This window comes from Pseudomonas fluorescens, from assembly GCF_902497875.1.
In the GTDB taxonomy this organism is placed as follows: Bacteria; Pseudomonadota; Gammaproteobacteria; order Pseudomonadales; family Pseudomonadaceae; genus Aquipseudomonas; species Aquipseudomonas fluorescens_BR.
Window position 1 is genome coordinate 40,023 of record NZ_CABVHY010000014.1, and the last position, 26,943, is coordinate 66,965.

The window sequence follows — 26,943 nt, forward strand, 5'->3', positions numbered from 1 at the left end:
AGAGCCAAGCAGATCAAGCCGTAGGACCGTTCGTCGCTTAGTTTGACAGGCTTTTTTAAAGTACAAATTCGTCCAAAGCCTTGGCCACAAAGCGTCTGATGGCAAAACGCCTAAAAAGCCACGAATTGCTAGGCACGAAGAACATGCCATTTCGTTGACACGTTTTTTCAAGGCTGGTCTATACCCACTTCATCAGTCTCATCCCAGTTACATCCACCGCACTTTGCGAGGCGCGCCAATATGGACGTGAGCGTATTCGGTACGGGCTACGTTGGCCTGATTCAAGCAGCCGCACTGGCAGACGTCGGTCACCGGGTTTTGTGTGTCGACGTCGATCTGAAGAAAATCAAGCAGTTGCAACAGGCTGTTCCACCGATTAGTGAACCTGGGCTTTCCGGGATGCTGGAAGACAACATCAAGGAAGGCCGGTTGCTCTTCAGTACCCAGGCCAGTGATGCCGTCGCCCACGCCGAATTGATCTTCATCGCCGTCGGGACTCCGGCCGATGAAGACGGCTCGGCCGATCTCAGCCATGTGCTGACGGTTACCCGGGAAATCGCCCGCTGCATGGAAGCCGATCGCACCCTGATCATCAAATCCACGGTTCCGGTGGGAACCGCTGACAAAGTCGCCGCCTGCGCCCTCGAAGAATTGCAGCTCAGAGGCAAGGGCCAGCTGAACGTACGGGTGGTCTCCAACCCCGAATTTCTCAAGGAAGGCAGCGCGCTCGCCGATTGCATGCGCCCTGACCGGATCATCGTCGGGACCAGTGACGAGGTCGCCCGCGGCCAGCTGGCCGAGCTCTACGCGCCATTCGGCCGCAACCGTGAAAAATTGATGTTCATGGATAACCGCAGCGCCGAGCTGACCAAGTACGCCGCCAACGCCATGCTGGCGACCCGCATCAGCTTCATGAACGAACTGGCCAACCTGACTGAACATCTGGGTGCCGACATCGAGGCGGTCCGTAGAGGCATTGGTTCGGACCCACGCATCGGTTATCACTTCATTTATCCCGGCTGCGGCTTTGGTGGTTCGTGCTTTCCCAAGGACCTGCGTGCCTTGCTGCATACCGCCGAGCAGAACGACATGCCGTTGCGCCTGCTGCGCAGCGTGTGCGATGTGAATGATACCCAGCGGCATATTCTCTTCGGCAAACTCCAGCCGTATTTCCCCCAGGGCCTGGCCGGCAAGTCGATTGCCATCTGGGGGCTGGCCTTCAAACCGAACACCGACGACATGCGTGAAGCCCCAAGCCGCTACCTGATGGAAGCGCTATGGCACGCAGGCGCAACCGTTCGTGCATTCGATCCGGAAGCCATGGCCGAATGCCGGCGGATCTACGGTTACCGCAACGATTTGCAACTGTGCGCCACCCGTGACGACACCCTGGAAGATGCCGATGCGCTGGTGATCTGCACCGAGTGGAAAAACTTTCGGGTGGTCGACCTCGAACTGCTGGCCAGTAAATTGCGCTCGCGGGTGATCATCGACGGCCGCAACCTCTACAACCCGGAAACGCTTGCCGCCGCGGGGCTGCACTATCGTGGTATCGGCCTGCGCAACATTGCTCCAGAAGGAGCGAACGAATGAAAATCCTGGTGACCGGCGCCGCTGGTTTTATTGGAGCCCACTGCGTCCTGCGCTTGCTGCGTGACGGACACCAGGTGTTTGGGCTGGACAATTTCAACGACTACTACGACCCGGCTTTGAAGGAAGCCCGGGTGCGTTGGGTACAGGAACAAGCGGGCGACTTCCCGCTGTTTCGCCTGGACCTGGCCGACAACCAGGCCATCGCCGAACTGTTTGCCCGCGAACAACCGGAGGTGGTTATCCACCTCGCCGCTCAGGCCGGAGTGCGCTATTCGCTGGACAATCCGCGGGCCTATGTCGACAGCAACCTGAACGGGTTCTTGAATATCCTCGAAGGCTGCCGCCATCACCCGGTACAGCACCTGATTTACGCCTCGTCCAGTTCGGTCTACGGGGCCAATCAGCACACTCCCTATTCGGTGCAGGACGGCGTCAACCATCCGCTTTCGCTGTATGCCGCAACCAAGAAAGCCAATGAGCTGATGGCGCACAGCTACAGCCACCTGTTCGGCATCCCGTGCACCGGCCTGCGCTTCTTCACCGTATATGGCCCTTGGGGTCGCCCGGACATGTCGCCGATCCAGTTTGCCCAGGCGATCGTCTCGCGGCGCCCGCTGAAGCTGTTCAACCATGGCCAGCACCAGCGCGACTTCACCTACATCGACGACATCATCGAGAGCCTGACCCGGCTGATCGAGCGTGCGCCGCAGGCCTCGTCGAACTGGGACCGTGAACATCCGGATCCGGCCACCAGTATGGCCCCATGGCAGCTCTACAACATCGGCGGCCAGCGTCCGGTCGAACTCAAGGATTACCTCGCCCTCCTGGAGAAACATCTGGGCATCAAGGCTGAGGTCGAGCTGCTGCCCCTGCAACCGGGCGACGTGCTCAACACCTGTGCCGATGTTTCGCAACTGGAGCGAGACACCGGTTTCCATCCCCGGATCGAACTGGACGAAGGGCTCGCGCGCTTCGTTTCCTGGTTCCGTGATTACTACCCAATGCCTGTAATTGAAGCGCCGCTCGACAGTGGGACTTCGTCACTGGCAGTTCCTGTGCAGCAGCGGAGAAGTCTATGACCGGTCAGCAAAAAGATGTGCCGCTCGCGGAGTTAAGGCGAGACAAACGCATGGACCCCAATCATCGCATGCGCCTCGACGCTGCGATTCATATGCAGGGTCGGTGCTGGATCACTGGTCGTGACGGCGGTCGGCCGTGGACCCTGTCGCGGACCAATCGACTGCTGGCCGGCCTGGGTGCCCTGGTGCTGCTGGTACTGCTCTCGCCCCTGCTGCTGACACTGGCCTTGATCGTCAAGCTGACCAGCCCCGGCCCGGTGATGTTCGTGCAGAAGCGCACCGGTTATCGCGGACGTGTATTCGGTATGTACAAGTTCCGCACCATGGTGGCCAACGCCGAAGAACTCAAAGAGTCGGTGCGCCACCTGAACAAACATGGTGCCGATGCCATCGACTTCAAAATCGACCAGGACCCACGGGTCACCAGCATCGGTCGTTGGTTGCGACGCAGCAGCCTGGACGAGTTACCCAATCTGATCAATGTGATCACCGGCGACATGCGCCTGGTGGGTCCGCGTCCTACTTCATTCAATGCCTACCGCTACAAGGACAACCACTTGGCGCGGCTAAGCATCTACCCCGGCATGACTGGCCTCTGGCAGATCTCCGGGCGTAGCAATATCGACTTCGACCAACGTGTGGAACTGGACCTGAGTTACATCGCAGAACAGAGCCTCATGCTTGATTTGAAGATCCTGTTGAAAACCCCCTTCAAAGTATTCAGCGGCCACGGAGCAAGTTGAGATGGACGGTTCAACCAAAAAAAGCTTGACCATCGCGAACCCGAGCGAGACTAACCTGACCTCGACCGTGCTCGATCAGGATCTACGGATCCTCCTCATGACCGCTGCCAGCACCGGCAGCGGCACCAGCACCAGCGCCCTGGCGCTGGCCAGTCAACTGGCGCAGATGAGTAGCGGCCAGGTGCTGTTGGTGGACGCGAGTCAGACCACATCCAATCTCAGCACGCAGCTGGGTTTACAGAAGGAGCGCGGCTTTCGCGACCTGCTGTTCAACCAGGACAACCCGCCGCTGCTGCAGGATTGCATCGTGCACATCTCGAGCCTGCCGTTCCACATCCTGCCCAACGGCCGGTACATCCGCGGCGCCGATCACCTGAATCCGGAGCAACTGCGCCCCCTGCTCAAGCAGCTCGGTGCGCGATATCGCTTCGTGGTCCTCGATGGCGACGCAGTGTATTCGGCCGCCGACACCCTGGTCATCAGTACGCTGGTGGACGGTGTGGTGCTGGTGGTGCGCTCCGAGGACACCCGCTGGGAAGTGGCGCAAGCCGCCAGCCAGCGCCTGACCCAGGCCGGCGCGAAACTGGTTGGCGCGGTCTTCAACCGACGCAAGTACTACATGCCCAAGTGGCTCTACAACAACCTCTGAGCAGCAGCCAAAGGATGACGACATGAAAGCTAAATGGCTTCCCCTGCTGTTGCTGCCTCTTGCAGGTTGCTCCAGCAATGAAACCCAGAACACGCCGGTGCAGATACTCACCGCCGCACCGGCCGATGCCCAGGCCACCGAGGTGCTCCAGGTCGAGCAGACGTTACGGCCACAGGACGTGCTCGATGTGATCTTCCACATCAGCACCAGCGGTTCGGACGCTTATCGCGTGCAGCCCGGTGACCAGGTCGCACTGAACTTCACCGCTGCCACCCAACTCAACGGCACCCAGAAGGTGCTGCCTGACGGCACCATCGAACTGCCCAGCGCCAACACCTCGGTGAAAATCGCCGGCCTGACCACCGAACAGGCACGCCAGGAGATCCAGCGGGTCTACCAGCAAAAAGCCCTGTTCCAGCCCAATCGCAATCAGCTCAGCGTGCAGGTCACTAGCCCGCAGAGCACCGAGCAGAGTCTCAGGAGCGACCTGAACCACCCGGGCACCGGGATGAGCCGGGAGATCATCGTGGGCAACGACGGCCATGCGAGCTTTCCGGAAATCGGCTCGGTGCCGTTGCAAGGGATGACCATCAACCAGCTGGAAACCTTCCTCAACTCGCGTTACGCAAAGTTGCCAGGGCGGATGACGGTCGATGTGATGCTCAAGTCGACCAAGGGCAACGAGATATTTGTACTCGGTGAAGTCGGGCAACCCGGTGCCTACCCTATCCGCCGGCCGGTCTCGATTCTCGAGGCATTGACCCTGGCACGGGGTACGAACGTCAAGGCGGAACTGGGTTCGGTGGTCGTCATGCGCCGCACTGGCAACGTGGTCCACGCACACCGCTACGACGTCGACAAAGCGCTGGCGGGCGATGCTTCGCAGTTCGCCTACCTGCAGGCCGACGACATGCTCTACGTACCCAAGACCAAACTGGCCAACGCCGGCGAACTCGCCCGGCAACTGGCTGACGTGGTGCTGTTCCAGGGTTTCGGCTTCAGCTTCGCCTATCGCGTCGATAACAAAGACAGCGGCAACGACTAACCCCCAGGCAGGTGACATATCATGAATCCAAAGGAAAACTACCTGCATGAGTTCTTCAGGATCTTCTTCGCCAACCGTCAGACGGTGAAGCGAGTCTTCCTGGTCTTTGCAGTGATCGCACTGGCGTTGCCATTGATGCTCAAACAGAGCTTCGATATCACCGCCGAAGTCATCGTCCAGTCCAAGAAGTTGTCCCAAAGCGATGCCGCCACGGCACTGACGCAAGAAACCGACAAGTTCATTCCGCCTTCCCTGGCGGACATGGAAACCGAGAGCAATATCTTGCGTTCACCGACGCTGATCCGGCAGACCATGACCCAGTTGCGTGAACAGGGCGAGTTTATTACCACCCCGGGCATGCTCGACAAGCTGGTGTTCGCCCCGCTGAACCAGTACCTGATCAATCCCTTTCGCGAGCATGTGATCAACCCGGTACGCGAGGTCATCGGCCTGGAGTCCGAGCCGGTACGTGACACGACACTGGATGCCCTCACTCAACAAGCGATCGCCGACCTCAAGATCGAAACACTCCCCGGCTCCAACGTGATTTCGATCGTCTACAGCTACGACGACCCGGCCCTGGGCACCAAGTTCGTCGACCAGTTGCTGAAAAACTATCTGCAGAACCGCCAGGACCTGCAGTCCAACGAGCTGCCACTGGCCTTCTATGAACAGAAGAAAAACCAGTACCAGGTGCGTCTCGACGGCCTGGAAGGCAATCGCCTGGCGCTGCTGCAACGCATCAGCAGTTCCGATCCCAAGGAAGAAATTACCTTCCGCCTGAATGCCATCAACACCGAAGAGCAGGCACTCAACCTGTACCGCGACCGCCTGCTGCAAAGCCAGCGCTGGCTCGACTACCTGAAGACCAGTCTGACCGCTGCCAACGGTACCAAGGTCAGCGACTACACCTTCCCCTACACCTTCACCACCACGGCGGACAACGTTGTATTCGAAGACCGCGAGATCAGACAACTCAGCGAACAGCTGACGAGTCTGGTCACCCGCTACAACAACGATCTGGCGATTTTCCAGCCGGGCAGCGAACCGATGCTGTTGACTCGCGAGCAGATTGGCCGTGCGCGCCAGCAGTTCCTCAAGGTGGTCAACAATCGTATCCTGGAACGGACCAACGATCTGGCGATCGTCACTTCGGTGATCAACCAGAAGACCGCGCGGATCGCCGAGTACAAGAACCGCGTCCATCAGCTGCAACAGACTCAGAGCAAACTGCGGCAAATGGACACCGAGATCGACGCGCTACATGCGGCGTTCTTCACCTATACCCAGCGTTATGAAGAAAGTAGCAGCGAGCGCTCGCTGGGCAGCGACCTGTCGAACGCGCGAATCCTCAGCCCGCCGTATGAACCAACGGAAGCGGCCTTTCCGAAACCGCTGCTGATCATTCCGTTCGGCCTGATCACCGGGCTGTTGCTGGCTATCGCGATCGTCTATGTGCGTGAGTTCTTCGACCATCGTTTCAAACATCCAGCGCAAATCACCCATCAACTTGGCCTGCCAGTGTTGCTGGTGATTAACGATCAGCACGTCGATCAGCCCAATCCACACCGCAACTGGTCGGTACCCAGCTTCATGCATTGGGTGCGCAATTGAACGCGCAGCTCAAACCTGCGCTGGCGATCATCCATCTGCTCAGCAGCGGCGGGTTCTACGGGGCTGAGCGGATGTTGCTGGATCATTGCCTGGCGACACCGGGGCGGCACCAGGTGCTGTTCCTCGACGCGCCGCAGGAGCTGATCGCGCGCTTTCGTGAAGCCGGTGTCGACTGCAGCGGCTGTTCGGGGCTCGCCGGGTTGTTGCGCTACCTGGGTCAGCGGCGCAAGGAGCGGCCGCTGATCAACACCCATAACTTCAAGGGCCTGTTGTTTGGCTGGGTGGGTGCCACGCTGTGGCGCCTGCCGCTGGTCATTACCCAGCACGGTTTCACCCCACGCAGCACCAAGCAACGCTTCTATACCTGGCTGAGCCTGCAACTGTGCCGCACGCCTTCGGTCAACCGAGTGGTCTGCGTGGCAGAGAGCATCGCCCTGCTGCATCGCCGGGCCAGCGTGCGGGCAGACAAACTGCAAGTGATTCCCAACGGTCTGCCGACGGCCCCCGCCCTGCCGCCGCGCTCCGCCGACAATCGCCGCTGGCTGGCCGGCTACGTCGGTCGGCTGAGCAGCGAAAAAGGTCCCGACCTGTTCCTCGATGCACTGATCCCGTTGTGCCAGAAGCACCCGCAACTGCATGCGGTAATGCTCGGCGACGGCCCCGAACACCCGGCATTGCTGGCGCGTATCGAGGCCGCCGGATTGCTTGAGCGTATCGAGCTGCCAGGCTACCAGACTGACATGCGCCGCTGGTGGGCCGAACTGAATGTGCTGGTGATCAGTTCGCGCACGGAAGGTACTCCGATGATTCTGCTCGAGGCCATGCAAGCCGGAGTACCGGTGGTGGCTTTTGGAGTCGGCGGGATTCCCGACGTGATCCAGCACCGGCACAACGGGCTGTTGGCCCAGGCCAACGACAGCGGCGAACTGGCCAGCCAGATCGACTCCCTGCTGCGCGACCCGGAACTGGTGCAGACCCTGGCCAACCGCGCGCGCCATACCCAGCTCGACCGTTACGACCTTGCGGCCCTGGCACAACGTTGGTCGCAGCTTTATATCCATACTGCACGGGGGGCATACGCGTGATCATTCCGCTCTCGATGATCGGCCTGCTGGCCGCACTCTGCCTGGCCCTGCTGGCCAGCCCCTACCCGTACCTGGCACCCGGTGCGGTAGTGGGGCTGGTCGGGGTGGCCATACTTTACCGACGGCCCAGTTGGGGCGTGCTCGGGATTGTCGCGCTGGTGCCTTTCGAGGGCCTGATGAAGGACAGCAGTTTCTCCGGGGCAAAATTCCTCGGCATCTCGCTGGCCTTGATCCTTTCCCTGCAGCTGCTGCTGCGCCAGCTTCCGGCCAGTCGCCTGCGGAGCAATTTATGGCCGCTGTTGCTGGGGTTCATGACGCTCTACCTGCTGAGTCTGTGGACGTCCGATAACGTCGGACTGTCCGTCACCCATCTGCGCGACCTGATCGTCGGTTTGCTGCTGTTCGTCATCACCCTGCTGGTCGGGCGCGAGATGAACATGATCAACTTCTGCCGCATGGCCACGCTCAGCGTCACCATCACCAGTGCCGTCGCAATGTTTTCCACCCAGTACCAGGAACAGGGGCGAGCGTCAGCCATGCTCGACCCCAATGCCCTGGCCATGCTGATCGCCTTCGCCATTCCCCAGGCACTGCTGCTCGCGCAGAAAAGCCCGAACATGTTGCAGCGCCTGGGTTGGCTGGCGTGCTTCGCGCTGCTACTGGGGGGCATGACCAAGACCGAATCTCGCTCGGGGCTGGTGGTGCTGCTGATCAGCCTGGCTATCGGCATCTATCACTACCGGGCACAGTTGCCGCGAATCCGTCCGCGTCACCTGGGCTTTGCCATGCTCGGCATAGCGATCGTCATACCCTTGGCGATCTATGCCATGCCAGCGGGTTACATCAAGCGCATTCAATCCCTCAGTATGCTGTCATCTGACACTCGGGGCTACACCGACGAGTCCCTGGGACGACGCGCGTCCTACATCGTGGTCGGCAGCAAGATGATCCGCGAGCATCCGCTGCTGGGAACCGGTCCCGGCACCTTCCCGCTGCATTACGCGGTCACCGGCTACGCCAAGGCCTTCTCGTCCAAAGGCAAGGAAAGCGACCTTTACCGGCGGGCGCACAACACCTACCTGGAACTGTTCAGCGAGCTCGGCATTCCCGCCGCGTTGCTGTTCGTGTCGATGCTTGCCCTCGCTTTGCGCAATATCCTGCGGGCCCGTTCGGCCTGGCTGCAGCGCCGCAACTGGGACCAGGCGGACCTGGTCACGCACCTGGGCGTGAGCCTGCTGTCGCTGTCGCTGTTCCTGATGTTCCTCAGCGCGCCCAACCTGAAATACCTGTGGATCATGCTGGCACTCTCTTGCGTGCTGCGCTTCAAGGCTGAAGAAAGCCCGCTGCCGGAGCCGCGCCCATGAGCCTGATCAGCATCGTCATCCCGATGTACAACGAGGCCCGGCACATCGCCAGGACCCTGCAGGCGGCACGCCTGGCCGCCAATGCCGCGGGCCTTGAGTGCGAGCTGCTGGTGGTCGACAACGGCTCCCAGGACCAGGGCCCGCAGATCGCCCGAGAACTGGGTGCCCAGATGCTGACTCTGCCCGACCTGCACATCGGCGCCTTGCGCAACCACGGCGCCGCCATCGCCGGCGGAGAATGGCTGGCCTTCCTTGATGCCGACATCGAGATGCCACGCAACTGGCTCTCGTTATTGCTCGAACTCGAGTCTGGTGGCCAGGCCGATGTGCTCGGTCTGGACTGCGACACGCCGACTCAAGCGCCATGGTTCGCCCATGCCTGGCAGCGCCGCACATTGCGCCCCAATACCCAAAGCCTGCACCCGGCGCAATGGCTGCCGACCGCCAATCTGCTGATGCGCCGCGAGTGGTTCGTCCGGGTCGGCGGTTTTGACGAGAGCCTGCGCACCGGCGAGGACAAGGACTTGACGATGCGCCTGGCCCAGGCCGGAGCGCGCTTGCTGGCGGTCAATGAGAGCGTTGCCCTGCATTGGGGTTACGAGGGCAGTTGGCGCGAGTGGATGGGCAAAGAGCTGTGGCGTCAGGGCAGTCATCTGCAATTGCTGCGCAGCCACGGTATCAGCTTGCGCCTGCTGCGCTTCCCGCTGCTGTCACTGGGCGCCTGGGCGCTGGATGCCATGGCGCTTTCGGCATTGCTCGACGGCCTGCCCCACCTGGCGCTGCTGCTGTTGCTGGTGACCAGCCTGCCGGCCCTGGTGTTGAGCCTGCGCCAGAGCCTGAAACATCGTGACCCGCGCCTGACCCTGCAACTCTGGGGCCTGCACTGGTTACGCTTGCACCTGGCTGGAGCCGCGTTCGTGCTCAGCCTTTGTCATTGGAAAGCCAGGAGACCTGCCCGTGGCTGAATTCATTTTCTGGTTGTGCCTGCTGTTGCCGCTGTATGCCTATCTGGGTTACCCGCTGATGCTGACGCTCCTCGCGCCGTGGTTTCCCAAACGTCGCTACCCGGCGGCCGAACCCCTGGCGGTGAGCATCGTCATCGCCGCGCACAACGAAGCCCGGCATGTCGAAGAGAAACTGCGGACCTTACTGGACCAGGACTATTCGGCGCTGGCCCTGCAAGTCATCCTTGCCAGCGACGGCTCCAGCGATGACACCGTGGCCTGTGCGCAACGGGTGATCGATCCGCGCATTCAGGTGCTCGACCTGCCCCGCCAGGGCAAGGCCGCCACCCTGAATGCCGCCGTCGCGCTGAGTACTGGCGATATTCTGGTGTTCACCGACGCCGACAATCAGTGGTCAACCAGCACCCTCGGACACCTGCTGGCGCCACTCAATGATCCACAGGTCGGTGGCTGCGCCGGGCACATGGTGATCCCGATCCCGGGTAAAGGCCTGAGCCTGGGCGATAGCCTCTACCGCCATTACGAAGGCTGGCTGCGGCGGGTGGAAAACCGTACCGGCTGCATGGTCTCCGCCGACGGGGCCCTGCTCGCCCTGCGCCGTGAGCTGTTCCAGACCATTCCGGCGCAGGTCAACGATGACTTCTTCCTCAGCACCTGCGCGCCGGTGGCCGGCAAACGCATCGTCTACGTTGAATCGGCGCAGGTGATCGATCAGGGCGTCGATGAAGCCGACAAACAGTTTCGCCGCCGTCAACGGGTGACCGTCGGCGGCCTGCAAAGCCTGGCGCAACGCCGTGAACTGCTCAACCCGTTTCGTCACGGCCTGTACGCACTGGCGCTGATCAGCCACAAACTGATTCGCCGGCTGGCGCCGGTGCTGCTGGTGCCCCTGCTGCTGAGCAACCTCTGGCTGTGGGGCGAACACGATTTCTACAACCTGGCGCTGATTGCCCAACTGCTGGGCTATAGCGTCGCCGTCGCCGGCTTGCTCGATGTACAACACCGTTTGCCCAAACCCTTTCGCCTCGCCGCCTTTTTACTGGTGACCCTTGCCGGGATGAGTGTCGGTCTGTGGCAGTTCCTGCGTGGCCAGCGATATAGCCAATGGAATCCCGATCAGAATCGATGAGAGTGCCGTCCCATGCCGATCAAGCAAATGTTCAAGCGCACCAGTGGCTGGCTGTACCTCAACTCGCCACTGGGCCGCAGTCAGCTGCGCGGCGCCGGAGTGATCCTGATGCTGCATCGGGTGCTCGCCGACGACCGCAGCGCCGAGCTGCCCCATCGCAATGAGCTGAGCGTCGGCCCGCACGCCTTCGAACGACTCCTGAAGTGGCTCAAGCGGCATTTCGATTGCGTGACGCTGATGGACTTGCTGCAGGCCGACGCCCATCCGAACACCTCGGCACGACCGAAAGTCGCCCTGACTTTCGACGACGGTTGGCGTGACAATGCGCTGAATGCTTTTCCGCTGCTGCTGCAGCATCGGGTGCCGGCAAGTATTTTCCTCTCCACCGACTTTATTGGCAGCCGCCAGCGCTTCTGGTGGGAAAGCCTCGGTGAAACCCTCTGGGGCAGCCATGGCGGCGACTCACGTCAACGCCTGATCCAGCACTTGAAACACATCGGCCGACCATTACCCGCGGCGTTTCTCGGCGAAGGCAACGAACGGCAACGCAGCCTGGCCCTGGCCAATTACTTGCAGAGTCTGAAAAGCCTGGCGCCGCAAGACCTCAACAACCTCACCGATGCGTGCCCGACCGAATCGCTGCCGCAAGCACTGGACTGGCAGCAAGTGCGCACCCTGGAACGCTCCGGACTGATCAGCTTCGGTCCCCACGGCGCCAGCCACTCGATCCTCACCGGACTCGATGACACCCGCCTGGACCAGGAACTGAGCCGCAGCCACGACGCGCTACGGCGGGGCTGCCAACAACCGCTGCCGGTCTATTGCTACCCCAATGGCGATCATGATCAGCGCGTCCGCCAACGCCTCGCCGCGCACCGCTACGCCTTTGCCCTGGGCACCAGCGCCGGGATCTATCGCGGCAATGGCGACCCGCTGGCACTGCCACGCATCGGCGTCAGCCAGCGCAATGCCAGCCGCCCTTCGCTGCTGGCCTGGCGTATCAGCCAGGGTGGTCGCCCATGAGTAGTAATCAGTATCTGCGCCACCTGGCGCTGAGCATGGGCACGCGGCTGGCAATGATCGCCCTGCGCCTGTTGCGCAACGTGTTGCTGGCACGGATTCTCGGCCCCAGCGAACGCGGCCTGTTCGCCCTGCTCAGCACCTTGCCGGACCTGATCAGCGCCGCCACCAGTGGCGGGCTGAATTCGGCGGTCGGCTACCAGGCAGCGCAACAGCGCTCGATGGGCTTGCTGCTCAGCCAGGTACTGGTGTTCGGCTGCTTGCTCGCCGGCGTGCTGACCTTGATCAGCGTCACCCTGCTCCGTGAGTTCGGTACCACGCTGGACATCGCCACCCAGCTTGGATTGCTCGCCTGGTTGCTGCTGTTGGCGGTGCCGCTGACGGTACTCAAGAGCGGTCTGCTGACCCTGCACAATGCCTCCGGTGGGGTGGTGGCCTTCAACACCCTGCGGCTGATCGAGTCGCTGGCACCGCTGTTGCTGTTTCTCGCCCTGTTCTGGATGTGGCAAAGCGCAGCGCTGGAAGCGGCGCTGATCAGCTGGCTGGCGGGCATCAGCCTGGTGGTCCTCGCTGGCTGGTTCTGGCTCAGCCGCAGCCAGGAAGTCAAACTCTGCTGGGACCGCAGCAGCCAGCGGGAACTTTTGAGCTTCAGTGCCAAGAGCCATCCTGATCTGCTGTTCCAGCAGGTGATCCTGCGCTCTGACTACCTGTTCATCGGCGCCATCCTCGGAAGCACCGCCCTGGGCCATTACGCCATGGCCAGTGCCGCTGCCGAGTTGCTGCTGATCGTTCCCGAAGCGGTCACCACGCCGCTGATGAAACGCCTGCTGCAACAAGAAAAAGGCATCGAACGCCTGACACCACTGGCCCTGCGTTTGACGGCCACGGTGATGCTCGGCGCCTGCCTGAGCATGGCGCTGATCGGTGAATGGTTGATCGTCACGCTGTTCGGCGTGGCCTACCAGCCGGCCTACCCGGCGCTGTTGGCGCTGCTGCCCGGGTTGCTGGGCCTGTGCTACGCCAGCATCCTGCGCCTGGACCTGCTCGGGAAAAATCGTCCGGGCAGCATCTCGCTGCTGATGGGCCTGGGCGCGGTGCTCAATCTGGCGTTGAACCTGGTGCTGATTCCAGCCTACGGCATCGTCGGTGCGGCGATGGCCTCGTCCATTGCCTACCTGGCGGTGACCGTGGCCTTGCTGGGATTGTATTGCCGGATCAGTGGCGTGTCCGTGTGGCAGACCCTGGTGATTCTGCCCGGCGATCTGGCGCCCCTGTGGCAGATGTTGCAGCGGAGGCCAGCATGAGCCGCGCCCCCGTGTTGACAGGCCTCTGCCTCTGTCTCTGCCAGGTGTCGTTGCCTGGAGGGTCTCATCAGCTTCGAAGTGCCCGGCGAAACCTTGCTCCCCCTGACCTGGAGCACATATTGAAACACCCGAACATGCCCCTCAGCCCAGGGTGCCCGATTTCCCCCAACAATGCCTTGCCCGGCGTGCGCTCATGGACTTGCCGCACCTCGTGCATACAGGCGGTTACTGCTATCTCACACAGCCAGCCCCATCTGGAGGCATCATGAGCGCAATGCAGAAGCTCAATGACAGAATCAAAAAAAAGGGCCTTCGCAGCACCATTCATGCCCTGTGGAAGCACCTTGTGTTTTTCCATTGGGAGCTGTTGTGGATGGAACGCGATCTGGTCACTCCGGTACTGCCGCACAAACTCAGGCCCTACTCGCCATTGCGCCTGGAAGTTATCACCACGGAAAATGTCAGCGCCTTCGCCAAACACTTCGGCGACCGCGTCGAAACCATGCGCGAGCTGGCCTCCGAGGGTCACACCGGGCACATGTACCTGGACGACAAGGGCGATGCGGTGTCCTTTATCTGGGGCAGTGCCCGTAACTACCATGATCGCCACTATTACGGCTGCTGGTTTCCGGTCAAGGAAGGCGAGTTCTTCGAATTCGGCGGCGAGCTGATTCGCGCCTACTGGGGCACGACCTTGTCGGTGGATCTGCAACTCGATCTGTGGAAAAGCATGCAAGAAAAGGGCTGCAACAAGGTAGTGGATGTCTGCGAGACCCATAACATCCCGGCCCTCAAACTGCATATGCGCATGGGGTATCAGGAGCAAGGCCGAATCATGCATGTGTATGGCTTGTTCGGCCTCTGGCGTTTCTATCGCGAGACCCGCTACAGCGGCTCGCGACTGGACGCCTTGCGCAAACCCGAACGGCCCGCCATCCCTACACCTGCGGCTTGACTACTATGACGATAACCTTCGAATGGCGCACTTCGCTGCGCACAACAGACTTCCCGACCGCGGCCTACGAAACCTTGCGCAAGCAGGTCGCGGGCCATACGCCGTTCAACACCCTGGCCTGGATGTGCGCGGCCGAGGGGGCGCTGAATGCCGACGAAGAGTTGCATGTGCTGCTCGGCTGGCAGGCCGAGGAGCTGTGTCTGTGCTTGCCGCTGGTAGCCTACCGCGCATGCTTCGGCGGAATGCAGATGCGGGTGCTGCGCCACCTCGGCTTTCCCCTCAGCGACCGCATCGCCCTGCTCGCCACCCTGGAAGGCGCCAGCGCGCGGCAGGCCCTGCGGCAGATCCGCCGCCACCTGCCCCACGCGCTGTTGCAGCTCAATGAGTTGACTGACCCTGACGCTCGGGCCAGCCTCCTCAAACAGTGGAAACGCCAGAGCTCCACCGGCGAACAGCGCCTCAGTTGCCGGGCGCCGGTGCACCAGATCACTGAAGCCGACCGCCAGGAAGTTTCCGGCGACCCGCGCTATAAGCTGCGGCGAGCGCGAAAGCGGATCGCTGCCTGTGGTGCGGTGGTGCGGCGACTGGTGCCGGACGCCACGAGCATGGGGCCATTGCTGCAAGTCATCAGCGAGGTCGAGGCCGTCAGCTGGAAAGGCGACGAAGGCGTCGGGATCTTTTCCGATGCCCGGCGTCGGGAATGGATGGACCGGGCCTTCACCGCCCTCGCCGACCGGGGCCTGGTGCGGGTGGTGGTGCTGGAACTGGACGGGCGTTGCATCAGCTACCGGCTCGGGCTGCTGGAGCAAGGTCGACTGTATGACTACAACCTGGCGTTTCTGCCGAAATTCGCCGATCTGGGCAGCGGTCGGGTGCTGCTCGATGAGTGGGTTCGCTGGGGCCTGGAAGAAGGCTGGGAATGGATCGACGCTTCACGGGTCAGTCTGGAGAATTCCAGCCACCAACTGCACGAACGCATGACCGGGCAACTTGAACACTGGCGCTGGAGTTTCTACTCCTGGCGTCCCAGCGGGCTTTACCTGGGCATCGCCCTGCGCCTTTGGAAACTGCTAAAACCGCACATGCAAAAACTGCGGGCCAGACGCGCGGCGTCCGCCAAGCCTGTCGTTGCCAGCCCAATTCCTCTGGAGGGTCACAATGCCTCAGCACGTCATAGTCAACGCTGACGACTTCGGCCTCAGCGAGAACGAGAACGCGGTGATCCTGCGGGCGTTCCAGACCGGCTTGATCAGCTCCGCAACCGCGATGGCCAGCATGCCGGCGTTTCCCGCCGCCTGCGCCATGGCCCAGCATCCCCTGTTGCAGGGGCGAATCGGCCTGCACTTCAACCTCACCTATGGGCGTCCGCTCAGCGAAGCGATTCTCGAACAACCGGCGTTCTGTAGCCCCAGCGGCGAATTTGATCTGAACCTGTCCCGCCATAGCCTGTGGCTTGGCCGCAAGGACCGGCAAGCGGTGCTGGAAGAACTGGAAGCCCAATGGCAACGCTGTCTGGAATTCGGCTTGCAACCCAGTCACCTGGACTCGCACCAGCACGTCCACAATATCTGGCCCATCGGCGAAATCGTCGCCCGCTTCGCCGCCAGGCAGGGCGTGGCGGTGCGTCTGGCGCGCAACCTGGGGGGAAATATCGGCACCGGCAAACGCCTGTTCAAGACCTTGCTCAACCGGCGTCTACGCAGCCTCGCCGGCACTACCGCCGACCACGTCTGTACCCCGGCCGACCTGCGCAATGCCGCCCCGCCCACGGACGGCCTGCTGGAGGTGGTCACTCATCCCAACCTGCTCGGTGCGGATTTCGGCGATGCGTACCTGAAGCCGGGGGAATCCTTGAGCCAGGTGCTGGAAAGTCGCCTGTCGGGTATTCCGCGAGTCCCCTACAGCGCGGCAGGCAAAACCCTGCCGGCAGCGGGTATTGGAATAGTCCAGCCATCAAAATAGCCAGAATCGCAGCCTGCGGCAGCGCCTACACGAGATTGCAGACACCCACGACATTGCAGGTGTTCACGGTCGGCGTAGGCGCTGGCGGAGCCTGCGATCTTTTAGCTGTGCTGGAGATTGCCCAGGAACAAGATCAAAAGATCGCAGCCTGCGGCAGCTCCTACACGAGATTGCAGACACCCATGACATTGCAGGTGCTCGCGGTCGGCGTAGGAGCTGGCGGAGCCTGCGATCTTTTAGCTGTGCCGGAGATTGCCCAGGAACAAGATCAAAAAATCGCAGCCTGCGGCAGCTCCTACACGAGATTGCAGACACCCATGACATTGCAGGTGCTCGCGGTCGGCGTAGGAGCTGGCGGAGCCTGCGATCTTTTAGCTGTGCTGGAAATTGCCCAGGAACAAGATCAAAAAATCGCAGCCTGCGGCAGCTCCTACGCAAGATTGCAGACACCCACGACATTGCAGGTGTTTGCGGTTGGCGTAGGAGCTGGCGGAGCCTGCGATCTTTTAGCTGTGCCGGAGATTGCCCAGGAACAAGATCAAAAGATCGCAGCCTGCGGCAGCTCCTACACGAGATTGCAGACACCCATGACATTGCAGGTGCTCGCGGTCGGCGGAGCTGGCGGAGCCTGCGATCTTTTAGCTGTGCCGGAGATTGCCCAGGAACAAGATCAAAAGATCGCAGCCTGCGGCAGCTCCTACACGAGATTGCAGACACCCACGACATTGCAGGTGTTTGCGGTTGGCGTAGGCGCTGGCGGAGCCTGCGATCTTTTAGCTGTGCTGGAAATTGCTCAGGAACAAGATCAAAAGATCGCAGCCTGCGGCAGCTCCTACGAGGGAACGCGTAACCTCAGGCCGGCCGGTCGGCCGCCTCGCTTTTGATGTTGATCTTGATCTTGATCTACCCGCCCCTTCGGCAGGCCGAGTGGAGGCGTTCATCAGGGGGGTGGCGCGCAGCGCCGTCAGCGAAGCTGACTCCGCCGCATTGCGGCGCCCCCCTGATGGACACCGGAGCGAGGGAACACCAAGCCTTGGCGAGGTGCCGTACGCTCGGGGCGAGCCTTTTTGGGTCCTTTTGTGGCGCTTGACAAAAGGGCCTCGCCGTAAGGGCGAAACCCTAAGTGGCCGTTACCGCAGAAACGGATATGTACACAGCCCCTCAAGAGCCAGGTCGGCTGCCAAGCCGCCTTCGCACACAGCCCGTCTGTCAGATTGCTATCGCGAGTAAGCTCGTTCCTACAGAGTCCTCAGCGGGGAACGCTGAACGGTGTGAAAATTAAGTGAAAAATATGTTAAATTTCTTGTCCTGATGGGTTTCCGGGATAAAGGACTATCAATGCGACACGAAAAACATCAGTTTCTCCAAAGCTTCCCCTTCACCAGCAGCCATCTTCGGTCGACGATTCATTTCACCAATCCGCCCACTCCAGGCATGACCGAGGCGCTTCAGGGGCTGATCAATCAAGGCCGCCAGACCAGGCGCGTCAGCGCTGCCCTGCCGGCGTCAGATGCGGCATTGTTCGTCAAGACCCAGCCCCTCAACGACTTCAAGGCCAGATGTCGGGTGACCTGGGGCTACCCCAAGAGCGACGGCATGTTCGACTGGCCGGTCGAAGAGCTGATCAATAGTTTTGAAGCATGGCAACGCGGTGCGCCGGTGCCTTCGCTGCTAGGGTTCGGCTATCGCAAGACGCGGCTCGGGATAACCGAAGAGTTTTTCATCATTTCCCAGTTGCTTGAGGACCACATTGACGCGATGGACTGGCTGCAAGAGCAGCCCGATCGTATTGAAAGCCTCATCCGCAGTGCATTCGCCCTGATGCTCTCGCTACACCAGAAGCGCATCACCCACATGGACTTGTGGGCCGCCAATATCATGCTGTCCAAAGCGGACACCACCCAGGCCAAGGCCATTGACCTGGAAAACTGCTTCTTTGAGGGCTCCCGATACCCGAGTGAAACCCTGGGGTTCCAGTTCGGTTTCTTCTACTATCGGCAAATCTACCGCTTCATTACCGAATCGTGCTACGACGCATTGGTCTACGAGGCCCTGGAGTCGTTCCCGGCGCTCGATCAGGAAAAATTCGCGGAGTTCTATACGGCCTGCAAACACGAAAAAATCGGCCGCAAGGAACGCCGGGAAATCTTCCTCAGGGGCAAACTGATCATTGGCTGACGTCGTCCCTGACGTCTCACCTACCCTCCTTTCTTTTCAGCCCTAGGCAGTAACCGGGCTCGGAAATGCCTGATCGCCAATCGGCGCCTTGAGCAGCAGGAAGTACGCCAGTGCCGAAAACACCGCCACCACCGCGCTGATCATGAAGGCCGTGGTGAACGAGCCGGAGTATTGAATACTGAAGCCGGTGACGATAGGCGCGACGGACCCGGCGATGTAGCCACCGAAATTCTGGATCGAACCAAACGACGCCACGCGCCGTGTATCGACGATGGTATTGACGATCATCCAGGCCGAGGCGCTGGCCATGTTGATGCTGAATAGCGCCAGGCACAGCAGGATGATGCAACCGGTCAGGCCGCTGACAAACGACAGCGGCACGGTGAATGCCGCGGCCATCAACAGGCCGCTGATCACGGTAAACTTGCGACCGCCAAGGATACCCATGCCGCGTTTGACCATCGCGTCACACACCCGCCCGGCCAGAATCGTCCCGAAAGCCCCGAACAGATAGGCCAGGGAAACTACCCAGGCGGTCTGGTACAGATCCAGGCCGTGTTCACGCTGGAAATACCCCGGCAACCAGGTCAGGTGCAGCCACAGCATGTAGATCACACCCATGAAGCCAAGCACTGCGCCCCAGGTGCTGCGGTGTTTGAACAGATCGAGCCAGTCGGCAAAGAACGACGCCTTGGGCGCCGAGCTATCGACCGTTGCTACCGGAGGCTTTTTCAGCGCTGGTGGCAGCTCGCCGTTGGCCTCCAGTTCGGCCAGGTACTGGGCCTTGCTTTTGTAGAAGGCAAACCAGCACAGCCCCAGCACCAGGCCGATGACACCGGTGATGATGAACATCCCGCGCCAGCCGAAGTTGACCATTAACAGCGTCAACACCGGTGGCGCCAGGCAAGGTCCGACGCAGGTGGAAGACCAGACGATACCGGTGGGGGTGCCGCGCTCTTCAGCGTCGAACCACTCCGACAGGGCCTTGGCCGCCGAAGGAAACATCGGTGCCTCGCCTATGCCCAGCAGGACCCGCAAGCCGAAAAACCCGCCGAAACTGGTGACCAGCCCCGTCATCGATTGCGCGACCGACCAGGCGATCAATGAACCGCCCAGGGCGATCTTGGTCCCCAGCCGATCGATGACCATGCCCAATGGCAACTGGGCAAAGGCATAAGCGAGGGAAAACGCCGAGAGCAGGATGCCCATCTGCGAAGGACTGATCATCATGTCCTTCTGGATCGAGGTGTTGGCAATCGACAAGGCACTGCGGTCCAGGTAATTCACGATCCCGATCAGCAGCAAAAAAATGACCGTCAGCGTTTGATACTTCTTGAGTGTCTTCATGGGAGTCTTTTTTATTATTGTAAAACATGGAAACCAAACCAGCTGCGATCCCTCAGCGGCCCAGACCTTCATCCATTGAACAACTGGCGTTCATTGAACAACATTGGAGTCAGGCTTGATGAGCGGTTACCGCCACCTGTAACAATCCGCGGCGGTTCAGGCTGTCGAGCAACGCCCGCACACCGAAGTCCCAGACCGGTGCCTGGTCACTGGTGGTGACGCGGTTGCACAGCGTGCCAAGGTGGTCGTTGCTGATCGCGACGATATCGCCCTGCTTGTGGGTGAACCCGGCACCGGGTTGATCGCGATCCTGTTTGGGGGCGAACAGCGTACCAAGAAACAGCACCAGGCCGTCGGGGTACTGGTGATTTTCGTTGAGGGTCTGCTGCACCAGGTCGACCGGGTCGCGGCTGATCTGGCGCATGGAGCTGCGACCTTCGAGCACGAAGCCATCCTCGCCGGTCACCCGCAGGTCCACCTCGGCCTGACGCACATCATCCAGGCTGAAGCTGTCGTCAAACAAGCGCAGGAATGGCCCCAGCGCCGTCGAGGCATTGTTGTCCTTGGCCTTGGACAGCAGCAGCGCGCTGCGGCCTTCAAAGTCCCGCAGGTTGACGTCGTTGCCGAGCATCGCGCCGTGGATCCTGCCGCTGCTCGACACCGCCAGTACCACTTCCGGCTCCGGATTGTTCCAGCTGGATTTGGGATGGATGCCGATCGCCGCACCATGCCCCACTGCCGACAATGGCTGGGCCTTGGTGAAAATTTCCGCATCCGGACCAATCCCGACTTCCAGGTACTGCGACCACAATCCTTGCTCTACCAGCACCGCGCGCAGCGCTTGGGCTTGTGCCGAGCCGGGCACAATCTGCGACAGATCGGCGCCAATCTGCGCGACCAGGGTGTCGCGGATCGCCTCGGCCCTGGCCGGATCGCCCTTGGCCTGCTCTTCGACCACCCGCTCGAGCATGCTCGCGGCAAAGGTCACGCCCGCGGCCTTGATCGCCTGCAGGTCAATCGGCGCCAACAGCCACGGCAGTTGCGCATCGCGCTGCGCCGGGTCGCTGTTGTGCAGCAGCGCTTGCAGCTCGATCAGTGGCTCGGCCAGCGGCAGGTTGCGCAACCAGCTCACCGGATCCTCGAGTTCCAGCAGCGCCGATACCGTCGACACCTGGGCGCTAATGTCATACACCGCAGCGTTGTTCAACAGGACCACGGACGGCCCGAGCTCAGGCCGCCAAACGCGCCCGACCCAGGTCCCGGTGTCAAATACATGAGCATTCACGCCAAGGTCCAGCGAGCCCGTTAGAGCAGTTTTGTTATTCATCTCAGCACTCTTTTGTGGGTGTCAGTGTGGTGATGTCAGTTGAGGTGTTGCGGCTCAGTGAGCGAGCGGCGCGAGCTGTAGGGATTCGGCGGTGCGATTCAACTCGGCGAGCACCGCCTGCGGCAATTCGAGCCCGTCGCGCAGGCGCGCTTCGCGAAGCTTCAGACCGGCCTGCCCGGGCAACCTGACCGGTCGTTGCGGATCGACCGCGCGGCTTTCGAGGATCAGCCCACTGAGGAACGAGGTTTCCGCGGTGAAACTTTCCAGCCCGCCGAAAAACTCCGGATCAATCGCCATCACCGTGACTGAAGCGCCCCACTGCTGCGGAGCGTCCTTGCGACCATGTCCGGCGAGAGCCGAGGTCAGCGCCTCGACCAGAATTCCCAAGGCAAAACCCTTGTGCCCGAAAGCCTGCCCACCGAGGGGCAAAATGCTGCCCGGGGGGTTGGTGGAAAACGCTTCCGGGTCGTCGGTCAATTGTCCGCTATTGGACATCAGCACCGGATGCGGCAGCTTTTTCCCGGCCTGCCGGCACTGGCCGATCAGCCCCAGGGTAATGGTCGACATGCTGACATCGAGCAGAATCGGCTCGCCATCGGTGGGGATCCCGGCGGCGATCGGGTTGGGCGTGTAGATCGGATCGATCCCGCCATGGGCCGAGACCGAGGCCACCGAAGGATCGGAGCTGTAGATGATCGCCACCAAGCCCTGGTCGGTGATCGGCTTGAGGTAGGCCGCCAGGCAGCCGATGTGCGAAGAGCGACGGACCACTGCCATGCCCAGCCCATGGGCGGTGGCGGCTTGTACCGCAAAGTCCAGCGCCTTGCTGACGCAGTACGGACCCAGCACATAGTGGCCATCGAACAGCCCCGACACGCTGCTGGCCGACAGCTGCTCGAACTTGCTCCCGTCGGCCTGGGCATCGCCGGCCATGACGCCGGCAATGTAGCGGCTGACCAGGTTCACGCCGTGGGTATGATGCCCCAGCAGATCACCTTCGAGCAGGACCCGGGTCACTGTCCGGGCCACTTCCGAGTCCGCCCCGGCCTTCTCGAACAGCTGCTGGATAAAGCCCAGCAGCGTCTGGTAGTCGTAACGTTGCGGATTGGGCATATCAGTCATCTGCGCTACTCCTTTCATGCCGCTGCTCAACCCAAGGTTCGGCTGCTGATCTGACCGTCCACCAGCCGGGCGATGCCCAGCGGATTGGCGTTTTTCAGCGGCTCGGGCAAGTGCGCGTCGGGAATATTCTGGTAGCACACCGGACGCAGGAAACGCTCGATGGCCAGGGTCCCCACCGAGGTGCCCCGGGAGTCGGAGGTTGCCGGGTAAGGTCCGCCATGCACCATCGCATCGCAGACTTCGACGCCGGTCGGGTAGCCGTTGAGCAGCACCCGGCCGACCCGTTGCTCGAGCAGCCCGAACAGTTCGGCAAAGGCCGTCAGGTCAGTCTCTTCAGCCAGCAGCGTGGCCGTGAGCTGACCCTGCAACGCGCCTACCGCCTGTAGCAGTTCATCCTTGTCGGCGGCCAGGATCACGATGGAGCAAGGGCCGAAGACTTCTTCCTGGAGCAGGTGATCGTGCTCCAGCAACAGCCTGACATCGGCCTCGAACAATTGCGGCTGGGCCTGATTGCCCTGTTGTGGTTGACCGCTCAAATGCTTGATACCCGGATGGCCGAGCAACGCCTTCAAACCATTGCCATAGCTGCGCAAGGTGCCGGCATTGAGCATGGTTTGCGCGGGTTGCTCGGCCATGTGCCCGCGCAACTGCTCGACAAACCCGTCCATCTGCGGCGAGCGAATGCCCAGGACCAGGCCCGGGTTGGTGCAGAACTGGCCGCAGCCCTGGACCACCGAAGCGCTCAACTCTTTAGCGATCGCGGCACTGCGCGCCTGCAGCGCCTCGGGCAAGACAATCACCGGATTGATACTCGACATCTCGGCGAACACCGGGATCGGTCGTGGGCGGGCGGCCGCCATGTCACACAGGGCACGTCCCCCCTTGAGCGAACCGGTGAAACCTACCGCCTGGATCCCCGCATGCTTGACCAGTGCCTCACCGACACCGGAGCCGAAGATCATGTTGAACACCCCGGCCGGCATCGCGGTTTTTTCCGCGGCACGGATCAGCGCAGCAGCGACGAGCTCGGCGGTCGCCATATGCCCGCTGTGGGCCTTGAACACCACCGGGCAACCGGCCGCCAGTGCGGAGGCGGTATCGCCGCCGGCCGTGGAGAACGCCAGCGGGAAATTACTCGCGCCGAACACCGCCACCGGGCCGACAGCAATCTTGTACTGGCGCAGGTCCGGACGTGGCAGCGGCGTGCGTTCAGGCAGTGCCTGATCGATCCGCGCGCCGTAGAAATCGCCGCGCCGCAGCACTTGGGAAAACAGCCGCATCTGGCCGCTGGTGCGACCGCGCTCACCCTGAATCCGCGCCGCCGGCAATGCGGTTTCGCGGCAGGTCAACGCCACCAGTTCATCGCCCAGTCCATCGGGCTCGTCGGCAATCGCTTCGAGAAACTCCGCGCGTCGGCTGGCCGGCAGGTTGCGAAACAGCGGATAAGCTTGCTCGGCCGCCAGTACCGCGGCGTCCACCTCGGCCAGGGTTGCCTGGTAAAAAGCCCCGGGCAATTGCTCGCCGGTGCTGGCATCGACGCTGTGCAGCAGGGTGTCGCCTTGGGCGCTGCGTTGACCGCCGATAAAGTTGTATCCGGATACGCTCATATGATTTTCTCGCCTCATGAAGTAGCAGCGCCACCGGGCCTGGGGCCGGCGGTGGTTCATAGGGTTGCGCTGCTGTTACGGGGAATGGCTGTCAAAGCCGAAAAGGGATGCTCAGGTCACTGCGCCGATCTGCCAGGGCACGAATTCGTTCTGCCCATAACCGTGCTGCTCGCTCTTGCTGCGCTCGCCGGAAGCGATGCTCAGCATCAGTTCGAAGATGTGCGCGCCGCGCTCCTCGATGCTGGTGCTGCCGTCCGCGATGCCGCCGCAGTTCACATCCATGTCTTCTTCCTGGTGCTCGAACACCCGGTTGTTGGTCGCCAGCTTGATCGACGGCGCGGGCGCGCAACCGTAGGCCGAACCGCGCCCGGTGGTGAAGGCAATCAGGTTGGCGCCACCGGCGACCTGGCCGGTCGCCGATACCGGGTCGTAGCCGGGGGTGTCCATGAACACCAGGCCTTTGGCCCGCACCGCCTCGGCGTATTCGTAGACTTCGACCAGGTTGCTGGAACCGGCCTTGGCCACCGCCCCCAGGGACTTCTCGAGGATGGTGGTCAGGCCGCCAGCCTTGTTGCCGGCCGAAGGGTTGTTGTTGAGTTCGGCGTTCATCCGCTGGCAGTACGCTTCCCACCAATGGATGCGGGCGATGAGTTTTTCACCCACCGCGCGGCTGACTGCGCGGCGGGTCAACAGGTGTTCGGCACCGTAGATTTCCGGGGTTTCGGAAAGGATCGCGCTGCCTCCGGCGGCCACCAGACGGTCCACCGCATTGCCCAGCGCCGGGTTGGCGGTGATGCCCGAGTAACCGTCGGACCCCCCGCATTGCAGGCCGACAATCAGGTGCCGGGCACTGACTCGCTCGCGCTGCACCTGGTTGGCCTGGGCCAGTAGACCTTTGACTTGTTCGATGCCGCTGGCGATGGTTTTCGAAGTACCACCGATGCCCTGAATGGTGAATGCCCGCAGTTGATCGTTTTTGACCAGGCCCTGAGTCGAGAGCAGATCCTCGATCTGATTGGTTTCGCAGCCCAGGCCGATGATCAGCACCGCGGCAAAATTGGGGTGTACCGCATAACCACCGAGGGTCCGCCGCAACAATCCCAAGGCCTCGCCGCTCGGGTCCACGGCGCAGCCGGCGCTGTGGGTCAGCGCCACCACTCCGTCGACATTCGGGTAAGCCGCCAGCGCTTCGGGATGGATATCGCGCCGAAAGTAATCGGCCACGGCCCGGGCCACGGTGGCCGAACAGTTCACAGAGGTGAGGATCCCGACATAATTACGGGTCGCGACCCGCCCGTCAGCCCGCACGATGCCCTGGAAAAACGCCTCGGTCGCCGGCAGCTGATGAGCATCGACGCCGAAGGCATAGTCACGGGAGAAATCACCCATTTCGACGTTCTGCACGTGCACATGCTCGCCGACCTCGATGGTCCGCGAAGCGAAGCCGATGATTTGCCCGTAGCGGCGCAACGGCTGGCCCTTTTCGACTCGCACCGTCGCGACTTTGTGCCCGGAAGCAATTGTTTGCCGAACGGTGATCTGCTCCTGCTCCAGACGCAAACCTTCAGGCAGCACCTGGCGGGCGATCAGTACATTGTCCAGGGGATTGAGGCGGATAACGGCAGCACTGCTGTCGTAGGCTGGAGTTTTGGCAATCAGTTCCATGGAACCTCTCAGGGACGGTGATGCCCGGTGCTGACGTCAGGTCGCTGAGCTGACGGACGTCCGGTACCGGCGGGTAAGTTCTTGTTATTACAGGTTCGATCTGCACCGAACGGGTCTGCAATCACTGTAGGGAGCTACCCGCACATTTCCCAATGAAAGGTTCCGATTGATCGATAACCCTGGGTTATCGAATCAGCCGAGAGCTGTTCTCAGACGATTTCCCCCGCGCGGCGCTGCCGGGCAAATTCGAGCAAGATATCGGCGAACTCCCGGGTCGCGCCGGTGAGCCGTTCGTGCTTGCGGGTGAGGATCCCGTAATCCAGAGGCGCCAGCTGTAGCGGCGTGTCGAGCACCTTGAGCAGGCCGTTCTGGATATGCCCCTGGACCATCGACTCGGGCAGCATGGCGATCATCGGCCCCGACTGCAGCAGGTGCAGAAAGATCGGCATGGAGATGGTGTCCACGGTATTGGCGGGCGTGGGAATCCCGACGGCGCTGAAGGCGGCTTCCATGCGCGTGCGAATCGGCGCGCCGACCGGATAGAGAATCCACGGCCAGTCGCTCAACGCCTCGACCGGCGTGGGCCCCTGGGTGCTGAGCGGATGGCGGTGGTTGACCACCAGGCAAAAGGGTTCCGGCCCCAGGGGCTGGAAATCGAAGAGCGGGATAAAGCGTTCGTCGGTGAAGCGGCCGATGATCAGGTCGAGTTTGTTCTGCTCGAGCATTTCCAGAAGGTGATCGCTGGACTGCTCCACCACTTCGATCGACAGCAGCGGGCTGCGGCTCTTGATCAGCGCGATGGCTTCGGGCAGCACCACCGAGGTCGCGGCAAAAATTCCGCCGACTTTCAGAGAACCATGGCCACCCTTGCGCAACCGATTGACCTGATCGACGAAGCGCTGCGAATCGTTCAACGAAACCTGGGCATAACGCACCACGTGCTCCCCCAGTTCGGTGGGCGGCATGCTGCGCGGCAGGCGCTCGAACAGCGCGAAACCGAACTGGTCCTCGAGGTCGCGCAACATTTTGCTCAGCGCCGGCTGGCTGAGGTTCATCAGTTGCGCGGTGGTGTGCATATTGCGCGTGCGCGCCAGGGTATCAATCAGCACCAGATGCTTGAACCGCAACCAGCTGCAGAACGCGGAAGAGGAAATGTCCGTGGGCATCGGAAAAAGACCTTGGGGAGATGG

General features: G+C 61.7%; 23 protein-coding genes. 17 read left to right on the plus strand and 6 right to left on the minus strand.

All coding sequences use genetic code 11. The features are described from left to right. Positions 1-240: 240 nt before the first annotated feature. The 17 genes from F8N85_RS15665 (at position 241) to F8N85_RS15745 (ending at position 18,685) form a co-directional block, all read left to right on the plus strand. Complete coding sequence (locus tag F8N85_RS15665) at positions 241-1,593, plus strand: UDP-glucose dehydrogenase family protein (RefSeq protein WP_150804469.1); 1,353 nt, start codon at positions 241-243, stop codon at positions 1,591-1,593. Then, a complete protein-coding gene (locus F8N85_RS15670; RefSeq protein ID WP_150804470.1) occupies positions 1,590-2,672 on the plus strand; it encodes an NAD-dependent epimerase in 1,083 nt (360 codons plus the stop codon). Before F8N85_RS15665 ends, F8N85_RS15670 begins: the two co-directional genes overlap by 4 nt. Then, positions 2,669-3,415 (plus strand): sugar transferase, encoded by a 747-nt coding sequence (locus F8N85_RS15675; protein WP_150804471.1) that lies wholly within the window; start codon positions 2,669-2,671, stop codon positions 3,413-3,415. Before F8N85_RS15670 ends, F8N85_RS15675 begins: the two co-directional genes overlap by 4 nt. A 1-nt stretch (position 3,416) precedes the next feature. After that, positions 3,417-4,064 carry a CpsD/CapB family tyrosine-protein kinase gene (locus F8N85_RS15680; protein WP_150804472.1) on the plus strand — a complete coding sequence of 216 codons (648 nt, stop codon included), beginning with the start codon at positions 3,417-3,419 and terminating at the stop codon, positions 4,062-4,064. A gap of 22 nt (positions 4,065-4,086) precedes the next feature. Then, positions 4,087-5,109, plus strand: a complete 1,023-nt coding sequence (locus F8N85_RS15685) for a polysaccharide biosynthesis/export family protein (protein WP_150804473.1) — start codon at positions 4,087-4,089, stop codon at positions 5,107-5,109. 21 nt (positions 5,110-5,130) lie between these two features. Further along, positions 5,131-6,723, plus strand: coding sequence for a GumC family protein (locus tag F8N85_RS15690; RefSeq protein WP_150804474.1), 1,593 nt, complete (start codon positions 5,131-5,133; stop codon positions 6,721-6,723). Further along, positions 6,720-7,808, plus strand: a complete 1,089-nt coding sequence (locus tag F8N85_RS15695) for a glycosyltransferase family 4 protein (protein ID WP_224795694.1) — start codon at positions 6,720-6,722, stop codon at positions 7,806-7,808. Before F8N85_RS15690 ends, F8N85_RS15695 begins: the two co-directional genes overlap by 4 nt. Then, positions 7,805-9,172, plus strand: coding sequence for an O-antigen ligase family protein (locus F8N85_RS15700; protein WP_150804475.1), 1,368 nt, complete (start codon positions 7,805-7,807; stop codon positions 9,170-9,172). The genes F8N85_RS15695 and F8N85_RS15700 overlap by 4 nt, the downstream gene beginning before the upstream one ends. Beyond that, positions 9,169-10,137, plus strand: coding sequence for a glycosyltransferase family 2 protein (locus F8N85_RS15705; RefSeq protein WP_150804476.1), 969 nt, complete (start codon positions 9,169-9,171; stop codon positions 10,135-10,137). The genes F8N85_RS15700 and F8N85_RS15705 overlap by 4 nt, the downstream gene beginning before the upstream one ends. Next, positions 10,130-11,266, plus strand: coding sequence for a glycosyltransferase family 2 protein (locus tag F8N85_RS15710; RefSeq protein WP_150804477.1), 1,137 nt, complete (start codon positions 10,130-10,132; stop codon positions 11,264-11,266). Before F8N85_RS15705 ends, F8N85_RS15710 begins: the two co-directional genes overlap by 8 nt. Positions 11,267-11,278: 12 nt before the next feature. Next, positions 11,279-12,289 (plus strand): polysaccharide deacetylase family protein, encoded by a 1,011-nt coding sequence (locus F8N85_RS15715; RefSeq protein WP_150804478.1) that lies wholly within the window; start codon positions 11,279-11,281, stop codon positions 12,287-12,289. Beyond that, the gene (locus F8N85_RS15720; protein ID WP_150804479.1) at positions 12,286-13,590 is read left to right on the plus strand and encodes an oligosaccharide flippase family protein; all 1,305 of its coding nucleotides are present in this window, start codon (positions 12,286-12,288) and stop codon (positions 13,588-13,590) included. The genes F8N85_RS15715 and F8N85_RS15720 overlap by 4 nt, the downstream gene beginning before the upstream one ends. A 265-nt stretch (positions 13,591-13,855) precedes the next feature. Beyond that, the gene (locus F8N85_RS15725; protein ID WP_150804480.1) at positions 13,856-14,545 is read left to right on the plus strand and encodes an N-acetyltransferase; all 690 of its coding nucleotides are present in this window, start codon (positions 13,856-13,858) and stop codon (positions 14,543-14,545) included. 5 nt (positions 14,546-14,550) lie between these two features. Further along, positions 14,551-15,732: a GNAT family N-acetyltransferase gene (locus F8N85_RS15730; protein ID WP_150804481.1), complete on the plus strand. Its 1,182-nt coding sequence runs from the start codon at positions 14,551-14,553 to the stop codon at positions 15,730-15,732. Next, positions 15,704-16,507: a carbohydrate deacetylase gene (locus tag F8N85_RS15735; RefSeq protein WP_150804482.1), complete on the plus strand. Its 804-nt coding sequence runs from the start codon at positions 15,704-15,706 to the stop codon at positions 16,505-16,507. The genes F8N85_RS15730 and F8N85_RS15735 overlap by 29 nt, the downstream gene beginning before the upstream one ends. Positions 16,508-16,566: 59 nt before the next feature. Beyond that, complete coding sequence (locus F8N85_RS15740) at positions 16,567-17,391, plus strand: hypothetical protein (protein ID WP_150804483.1); 825 nt, start codon at positions 16,567-16,569, stop codon at positions 17,389-17,391. A 454-nt stretch (positions 17,392-17,845) separates the two neighbouring features. Then, on the plus strand, positions 17,846-18,685 hold the full coding sequence (locus tag F8N85_RS15745; protein ID WP_150804484.1) for a lipopolysaccharide kinase InaA family protein: 840 nt from the start codon (positions 17,846-17,848) through the stop codon (positions 18,683-18,685). A gap of 42 nt (positions 18,686-18,727) precedes the next feature. Here F8N85_RS15745 and F8N85_RS15750 read toward each other — a convergent pair whose 3' ends face one another. The 6 genes from F8N85_RS15750 to F8N85_RS15775 all read right to left on the minus strand — a co-directional run bounded on the left by F8N85_RS15750 (position 18,728) and on the right by F8N85_RS15775 (position 26,919). Beyond that, positions 18,728-20,032, minus strand: a complete 1,305-nt coding sequence (locus F8N85_RS15750; RefSeq protein WP_150804485.1) for an MFS transporter — start codon at positions 20,030-20,032, stop codon at positions 18,728-18,730. A 109-nt stretch (positions 20,033-20,141) separates the two neighbouring features. Continuing rightward, the gene (locus tag F8N85_RS15755; protein WP_150804486.1) at positions 20,142-21,359 is read right to left on the minus strand and encodes a fumarylacetoacetate hydrolase family protein; all 1,218 of its coding nucleotides are present in this window, start codon (positions 21,357-21,359) and stop codon (positions 20,142-20,144) included. Between the two features lie 54 nt (positions 21,360-21,413). Further along, positions 21,414-22,472 (minus strand): Ldh family oxidoreductase, encoded by a 1,059-nt coding sequence (locus tag F8N85_RS15760; protein ID WP_150804593.1) that lies wholly within the window; start codon positions 22,470-22,472, stop codon positions 21,414-21,416. Between the two features lie 35 nt (positions 22,473-22,507). After that, positions 22,508-24,088, minus strand: coding sequence for an aldehyde dehydrogenase (NADP(+)) (locus tag F8N85_RS15765; protein ID WP_150804487.1), 1,581 nt, complete (start codon positions 24,086-24,088; stop codon positions 22,508-22,510). A gap of 111 nt (positions 24,089-24,199) precedes the next feature. Further along, positions 24,200-25,753, minus strand: coding sequence for a UxaA family hydrolase (locus tag F8N85_RS15770; protein ID WP_150804488.1), 1,554 nt, complete (start codon positions 25,751-25,753; stop codon positions 24,200-24,202). A 209-nt stretch (positions 25,754-25,962) separates the two neighbouring features. Further along, a complete protein-coding gene (locus F8N85_RS15775) occupies positions 25,963-26,919 on the minus strand; it encodes a LysR family transcriptional regulator (protein WP_150804489.1) in 957 nt (318 codons plus the stop codon). Between the last annotated feature and the right edge of the window lie 24 nt (positions 26,920-26,943).

Excerpts from the sequence above, each read along its gene's own strand:
- F8N85_RS15765 (WP_150804487.1), bottom strand. The coding sequence starts at position 24,088 with ATGAGCGTATCCGGATACAACTTTATCGGCGGTCAACGCAGCGCCCAA.
- F8N85_RS15720 (WP_150804479.1), top strand. The coding sequence starts at position 12,286 with ATGAGTAGTAATCAGTATCTGCGCCACCTGGCGCTGAGCATGGGCACG.
- F8N85_RS15735 (WP_150804482.1), top strand. The coding sequence starts at position 15,704 with ATGCCTCAGCACGTCATAGTCAACGCTGACGACTTCGGCCTCAGCGAG.
- F8N85_RS15685 (WP_150804473.1), top strand. The coding sequence starts at position 4,087 with ATGAAAGCTAAATGGCTTCCCCTGCTGTTGCTGCCTCTTGCAGGTTGC.
- F8N85_RS15745 (WP_150804484.1), top strand. The coding sequence starts at position 17,846 with ATGCGACACGAAAAACATCAGTTTCTCCAAAGCTTCCCCTTCACCAGC.
- F8N85_RS15680 (WP_150804472.1), top strand. The coding sequence starts at position 3,417 with ATGGACGGTTCAACCAAAAAAAGCTTGACCATCGCGAACCCGAGCGAG.
- F8N85_RS15670 (WP_150804470.1), top strand. The coding sequence starts at position 1,590 with ATGAAAATCCTGGTGACCGGCGCCGCTGGTTTTATTGGAGCCCACTGC.
- F8N85_RS15730 (WP_150804481.1), top strand. The coding sequence starts at position 14,551 with ATGACGATAACCTTCGAATGGCGCACTTCGCTGCGCACAACAGACTTC.
- F8N85_RS15755 (WP_150804486.1), bottom strand. The coding sequence starts at position 21,359 with ATGAATAACAAAACTGCTCTAACGGGCTCGCTGGACCTTGGCGTGAAT.
- F8N85_RS15725 (WP_150804480.1), top strand. The coding sequence starts at position 13,856 with ATGAGCGCAATGCAGAAGCTCAATGACAGAATCAAAAAAAAGGGCCTT.
- F8N85_RS15675 (WP_150804471.1), top strand. The coding sequence starts at position 2,669 with ATGACCGGTCAGCAAAAAGATGTGCCGCTCGCGGAGTTAAGGCGAGAC.
- F8N85_RS15715 (WP_150804478.1), top strand. The coding sequence starts at position 11,279 with ATGCCGATCAAGCAAATGTTCAAGCGCACCAGTGGCTGGCTGTACCTC.
- F8N85_RS15760 (WP_150804593.1), bottom strand. The coding sequence starts at position 22,472 with ATGCCCAATCCGCAACGTTACGACTACCAGACGCTGCTGGGCTTTATC.
- F8N85_RS15775 (WP_150804489.1), bottom strand. The coding sequence starts at position 26,919 with ATGCCCACGGACATTTCCTCTTCCGCGTTCTGCAGCTGGTTGCGGTTC.
- F8N85_RS15750 (WP_150804485.1), bottom strand. The coding sequence starts at position 20,032 with ATGAAGACACTCAAGAAGTATCAAACGCTGACGGTCATTTTTTTGCTG.
- F8N85_RS15705 (WP_150804476.1), top strand. The coding sequence starts at position 9,169 with ATGAGCCTGATCAGCATCGTCATCCCGATGTACAACGAGGCCCGGCAC.
- F8N85_RS15665 (WP_150804469.1), top strand. The coding sequence starts at position 241 with ATGGACGTGAGCGTATTCGGTACGGGCTACGTTGGCCTGATTCAAGCA.
- F8N85_RS15690 (WP_150804474.1), top strand. The coding sequence starts at position 5,131 with ATGAATCCAAAGGAAAACTACCTGCATGAGTTCTTCAGGATCTTCTTC.
- F8N85_RS15770 (WP_150804488.1), bottom strand. The coding sequence starts at position 25,753 with ATGGAACTGATTGCCAAAACTCCAGCCTACGACAGCAGTGCTGCCGTT.